The sequence below is a fragment of the Novosphingobium endophyticum genome (assembly GCF_014640675.1).
GTDB classification, from domain to species: domain Bacteria; phylum Pseudomonadota; class Alphaproteobacteria; order Sphingomonadales; family Sphingomonadaceae; genus Novosphingobium; species Novosphingobium endophyticum.
On sequence record NZ_BMHK01000073.1, the window covers coordinates 1 to 5,602 of the forward strand.

A 5,602-nucleotide genomic window follows, 5' to 3' on the forward strand; every position below is an offset into this window, starting at 1 on the left:
TCAACGCCAGCCCTGTCATCGTGGTCGATTTGTCGCCGGGCAACCGGGTGAGCATTTTTGCTTCTGCGCCCTCGGCAATGGTGGCAGCGGCGCTGGCGGCGCTCCCTGGTCGGGATCAGGCCACAACGAGCATGCTCGATACGGTCCGACATCACGGCGTGATCCGCCGTCAGAGGGACCCGGCCCCGTACGATTCACGACGTTAGGTCGGAGCCGCGAATGTTCAATGCATTTCGCGAGCGCCATCGTCCGCTGCGAGATGGTTGCGTGGTCTTCTTTGCTCGATACAACGACGGTATGAGCGATGGTGACGAAGCCCCAGAGGCAAAATCTCGAAAGATAACGGCGGCACCTGCGTCGCCATATGGTCTTGGCAGGATCGCGATTGCCACGTTGATCGTGGTTGCGATCGTAGGGCTGACGTGGATCGCCGTCGAACTCACCCGCTTCCTGATGCTCGTTTTTGCAGCCGTCGTGATCGCGGCGGTTTTTGACGCGATCGCCTCCTGGCTTTGCCGCAAGTCGAGGATGACGCGCTCGGTTGCACTCGCTGTGTCAGTGATCGGCGTGATTGCGTTGTTTACTGGTGCTTTTATGCTTTTCGGCGCACAGCTCGCGCGAGAATTCGACACGATCCGCGAAACGGTGCCGCGCGCGCTGCAGGCAATCGAGGGCTTCCTGGACCGCTATGGCCTCGGGGAAAGAGCCCGGGAACTAGTGGAAGTCGGTGGCAAGGATATCTCCCAACTCGCCTCGCGCGCGGGCGGTTATGCCCTGGCTGCGGGCAGCGGTCTTGCCGACTTCGTTCTCGTGCTGGTGGCCGCGATCTTCCTGGCAGCCGATCCTGCCGTCTATCGAAGAGGACTGTTGCTGCTCATTCCTGCCGGTGCCGAAAAAATTGCGGCGTTGGCGCTCGACGACGCCTCTCGGGGCTTGCGGGGATGGATGGTCGGTCAGGCTGTTTCGTCGTTGGTCGTCGCCGCACTGACCTGGGCGGGGCTGGCACTGCTGGGCGTGCCAGCAGCGGGAGGGCTTGGCCTGATTGCGGGTCTGCTCGATATCATTCCCATGGTCGGTCCGGTCATCGCGGGTGTGCCGGCTGTGCTGCTCGCCTTTACGGTGTCACCCATGACCGCGCTTTGGACATTGCTCCTCTTCCTCGCCATCCAGCAGTTGCAGGGCAACTACTTGCAGCCGATGATCCAGAAGCATGCGGTGGATGTTCCGCCCGCGGTACTCCTTTTTGCGGTGTTCGCGGCCGGACTGCTGTTCGGGTTCCTCGGCGTTCTGCTGGCCGCCCCTTTGACAGTCGTGGTCTTTGTATTGGTCCAGCGCATCTATGTGCGATCCATTCTGGGCAAGCCGATCAAGGTCGCGAGCGGTGATTAGTTTGGCGGTCGCAAGCCGATAACAGGCTGATCGAAATCCAGTCGGCCCAGACAGGCCGCGAAACAGGGATCACACCGCCATATGACGTTTCTCCAACAACTGTTGATCGCCATCGTTCAGGGCATCACGGAGTTCCTTCCAATATCTTCCTCGGGGCACCTGATCCTGATCCCGCATTTCACCGATTTTCCAGATCAAGGCCCCCTGATCGACGTTGCGGTGCATGTCGGATCGCTCCTCGCGATCATCATCTACTTCTTCCGCGACGTGCGCGGATTGGCCCAGGGCGGTCTGGCCACGATAGGCGTAGGGCACGCACCCGATCATCGACGCCTGTTCCTCTGGATTGTCGCGGGAACAATCCCTGCGGTCCTGCTCGGCCTGTTTTTCAAGATGGGGGGCTTTCTCGACCATTTCCGTTCGACCGACCTCGTCGCCTTCAACCTGATCTTCTACGGTATCCTGCTCGGCGCTGCTGACCGCTGGGGACGGCAGGCGCGTCATTATGAGGATATGCGCCTGAAGGACGCGGTCATTGTCGGCCTAGCCCAGGCGCTTGCGCTGATTCCCGGTACGAGCCGTTCCGGCATAACCATGACGGCAGCGCGCTTGCTTGGTTTCCACCGCGCGGAAGCCGCGCGTTTCTCGTTTCTTCTGTCCATACCCGCCGTCGCCGGAGCCGGGTTGCTGGCCGGTCTGGATCTCGCGGAGGCAACAGGGGAAATGCAGTGGGACGCAATCATTGCCGGCTCGCTGACCTTTGTTGCGGCCTTCATCACCATGGCGGGGCTGATGCGCTTCCTGCGGACTAGGTCGATGATGATATTCGTGCTCTACCGGGTGGGGCTGGGCTTGGCACTGCTGGCGTTTTTTTAAGAAGCCAGCCTTTGGCGCTGGGCCCGAAACCGTTCAGGTTGCCACAGTGGACCTCCCGTTTTTCCGTCTTACCATTGGTCACCGATCAGTTCGGTGATAGGCGGCTGGAACAACATGAGAACGGTAAATAGATGAGTTTGGATAGTGCCCTGGTTTCGTTAGTGATCATCCTTCTGATGGTCGCTGCAAACGCCCTGTATGTGGCGGCGGAATTCGCGACGGTCGGCTCGCGCAAGTCGCGCGTCCAGGAGATCGCCGAGACCGGGAACCGCACCGCCCTGAGGCTTCTGGCCATCCTACGCGACCCCAAGAAGCTCGATACCTATGTCGCTGGCTGCCAGGTCGGCATAACATTGAGCAGCCTTGTGGCCGGCGCCTACGGTCAGGCCCAGTTGACACCGTTGCTTGAACCCCTGCTGGGCCCGGTCGGCGGCGCCGCGGCGGCCATCATAGTCGTATTGCTGGCCGTCACGGTTCTCCAGGTCGTGCTGGGCGAGCTGCTGCCCAAGACGGTGGCGCTGCGCTATCCCGAGCGACTGGCGATGGCGACGCTGCTGCCGATGCGGATCAGCCTGGCCATATTCCGGCCGCTCATCGCGTTGTTCAACGGGACGGCTTTCGCGCTGATGCGCCTGTTTCGGCTGCACGCCGATCACAGTCACATGCATGTCCATTCGCCCGATGAACTGGAAGGCCTATACCGTGAGAGCGCCGCCGGTGGCCTCATCGATGCCGAAGAGCGCGATATGCTGTCGGGTGCACTTAGCGTCAGCGAGCGGACGGTGCGCGAGGTCATGACGCCCCGCACGCGCATGGCGACGGTGACAGCAGCCGAGACGGTGGAAACCGCGCTGACCCGCGTTGCCGAGGCACCTTACTCTCGTTTTCCCGTCGCCGGGGACAGCAACGAGGACATTGCCGGCATCGTTCATGTGCGCGCGCTGTTCGCCGCGTTCGAGCGCGACCCGCAGGCGACTGTAGGTTCGGTGGCGCAAACCCCGCTGGTCGTCGCCGAGATGATGACGGTGCCGCGCTTGTGGCAAACGCTCCGTGACAACGGGCGCCGTACGGCCATGGTGATCAACGAATATGGCAGCATCGCGGGTATGGTCACGCTTGAGGACGCGCTGGAAGAAGTCTTCGGCGAGATGCAGGATGAGTTCGACCAGGAGGAGGATCTGGTCATAAATCGCGGCGATGGCCGCAGCGTGCGCGGCGACGTTAGTCTCGCCACACTCGCCGATCGCTACCAGATCGACCTGCCGGCCGATCGCGCCGATACAATCGGCGGTCTCGTCTGGCACGAGTTGGGACGCCTTCCCGCGGTGGGCGATGAAACAGGTGTGGCCGATACCGCCTATCTTCTGAAAGTCGAGGCGATGGCGGGCTATGCCGTTCAGCGGGTCCTGGTCCGGCTCGAGAAGCGCGAGGAGCAGGAGGTATGAGCGACGTCCTGCTTCCGATCCTGATCATCGCGATCCTCATCATCATCAACGGCGTATTCGTTGCGGCCGAATTCGCGCTGGTCGGAGCGCGGCGAAGCCGGCTGGAAACCATGGCGAAGGGCGGCAGTGCCGCCGCCCGCTGGCTGGTTCGCGTATTCGACCGCGAGGGCGGCAAGGATGCTTATATCGCGATCGCGCAGCTCGGCATCACGCTCGCCAGTATCGGTCTCGGCATGTACGGCGAGCCGGCGGTTGCCGCCTGGCTCTATCCGTGGCTGGAGGGCTTTGGTCTAGATTACGATCAGGTGCATATCATCGGGTTCGTGATCGCGCTCGGTGGGATCACCTACCTGCATGTCGTGTTCGGGGAGATGATCCCCAAGGCGTTGGCGCTCCAGGTGCCCGAACAGGTAAGCCTTTCGGTCAACCCCATGATGCGCATGTTCGGCTTCCTGTTCCGGCCGATGGTGTACCTGCTCAACCAGACAGCATTTGGGCTCATGCGCCTGTTGGGCATTCCCGACCCGGGCAAGACCGCCATGCTCTATAGCAGCAAGGAACTTGAGATCGCGACCGAGGAGGTGGCCGCCAGTGGGCAACTGGATGAGGCACAGCGCATCCTGATCGACAACATCTTCGATATGGAGGATCGGACCGCCGAGGAACTGATGACCTCGCGTTCGCGGATCCAGGCGATCGCACTGGACACTCCGCTGGATGATGTCGCCGCCTTGATCGCTTCGTCACCCCAGTCCCGCTACCCGGTATTCTCCCAGTCGCTGGACGACATCGGAGGCGTGCTTCACGTCAAGGATTTCATCCGGGCACGCATCGCCGGCCGGGCCGATGGCTTGCAAGCCCTGACCAGGCCTTTGCCGCGCGTCGCCGCCACGACGACTGCGACCGAACTGCTCGCCCTGTTCAAGAAACAGCGCACGCATGCGGCTCTCGTTGTGGATGAGCATGGCGGGACGCTTGGCTTTGTAACCCTGGATGAACTTGTCGAAGATCTGATCGATGAAGAGGAAGCAGCTGAGTCGGACTGGATTCGCAAGACGCCTGAAGGCGGTCTTCTGCTGGACGGCGAGGTAACCCTCGCCGAGCTTTCAGAGGGCCACGGAATAATGTTTGAACATGGCGATATCGTCACGATTGCCGGTCTCGCCCTTTCGGTCCGGGGCATCATGCCCGAACAGGGCGAGCATATCGAGCTGGGCGGTTATCGACTGACGATCGAGGAAACCAGCGGGTTCAAGATCACAAGAATCCGGCTCGATCCGATAGCGCGCAGTTAGTTCCACTCGCCATCCGCATCTGGGCCAAACCAAATGACTGCCGGCGCACACTAAGGCTTGTGGGGATTCATCGTGAGTTGATGACGGCTGCGGCGAGGTAGATCATGGCTTCGAAGCTGCGGTCGGTTTTGCAGGCGCGCATGGCGATGCGTTTGAACTCCTTGAGTTTGCAGAAGAAGTTTTCGATGAGGTGACGCCATTTGTACATCTCGGCATCGAGCGGGATGGGAATGGCGCGGCGCGGGTGCTGCGAGATGACGATCTTCGCGCCACGCTCGTTGAGTTCGGCAATGATGTCGTTGCTGTCGAAGGCCTTGTCGGCAAGCAAGGCATCGAACTCGACGCCCTCGATCAGCGGGGCGACGCCGACGGTGTCGAAGCGATGGCCGGGCATCAGTTGAAAGCGCACGAGGTTGCCCAACGCGTCGGTCAGCGCCAGAATCTTGGTCGTCATGCCGCCTTTGGAACGGCCAATGGCCTGGCTCTGAGTCCCCTGTGATGTCGTCCACGGATACCAGCAGCTTTCCTTCTGGAACGGTCATCACGGCGAGCGCTGCTTCCTGCCGATCCACGTCTATGACACGGCCACAGGCAGAC

The 5,602-nt window shown here is 61.4% G+C and carries 5 protein-coding genes and 2 pseudogenes; 6 read left to right on the forward strand and 1 reads right to left on the reverse strand.

Annotated elements, in window-relative coordinates; all coding sequences use genetic code 11:
- From IEX32_RS20835 to IEX32_RS20050, 5 genes are all read left to right on the forward strand, one after another.
- Positions 1-206 (forward strand): hypothetical protein (locus IEX32_RS20835; protein WP_229736529.1); only part of this gene is annotated, 206 nt, incomplete at its 5' end.
- 13 nt (positions 207-219) lie between these two features.
- A complete protein-coding gene (locus IEX32_RS20035; protein WP_229736530.1) occupies positions 220-1,389 on the forward strand; it encodes an AI-2E family transporter in 1,170 nt (389 codons plus the stop codon).
- A gap of 81 nt (positions 1,390-1,470) precedes the next feature.
- Positions 1,471-2,265: an undecaprenyl-diphosphate phosphatase gene (locus IEX32_RS20040; protein WP_188773302.1), complete on the forward strand. Its 795-nt coding sequence runs from the start codon at positions 1,471-1,473 to the stop codon at positions 2,263-2,265.
- A gap of 131 nt (positions 2,266-2,396) precedes the next feature.
- On the forward strand, positions 2,397-3,710 hold the full coding sequence (locus IEX32_RS20045) for a hemolysin family protein (protein WP_188773303.1): 1,314 nt from the start codon (positions 2,397-2,399) through the stop codon (positions 3,708-3,710).
- Positions 3,707-5,005, forward strand: coding sequence for a hemolysin family protein (locus IEX32_RS20050; protein ID WP_188773304.1), 1,299 nt, complete (start codon positions 3,707-3,709; stop codon positions 5,003-5,005). The genes IEX32_RS20045 and IEX32_RS20050 overlap by 4 nt, the downstream gene beginning before the upstream one ends.
- A gap of 67 nt (positions 5,006-5,072) precedes the next feature.
- On the opposite strand, the pseudogene IEX32_RS20055 reads toward IEX32_RS20050, so the two are convergent.
- A pseudogene (locus IEX32_RS20055) lies at positions 5,073-5,498 on the reverse strand (IS5 family transposase); the annotation flags it as partial.
- Position 5,499: 1 nt separating this feature from the next.
- On the opposite strand from IEX32_RS20055, the pseudogene IEX32_RS20060 reads away from it, so the two are divergent.
- Positions 5,500-5,602: pseudogene (locus tag IEX32_RS20060) on the forward strand (transposase); the annotation flags it as partial.

Coding starts and splice junctions, on each gene's coding strand:
- IEX32_RS20040 (WP_188773302.1), top strand. CDS start 1,471: ATGACGTTTCTCCAACAACTGTTGATCGCCATCGTTCAGGGCATCACG.
- IEX32_RS20035 (WP_229736530.1), top strand. CDS start 220: ATGTTCAATGCATTTCGCGAGCGCCATCGTCCGCTGCGAGATGGTTGC.
- IEX32_RS20050 (WP_188773304.1), top strand. CDS start 3,707: ATGAGCGACGTCCTGCTTCCGATCCTGATCATCGCGATCCTCATCATC.
- IEX32_RS20045 (WP_188773303.1), top strand. CDS start 2,397: ATGAGTTTGGATAGTGCCCTGGTTTCGTTAGTGATCATCCTTCTGATG.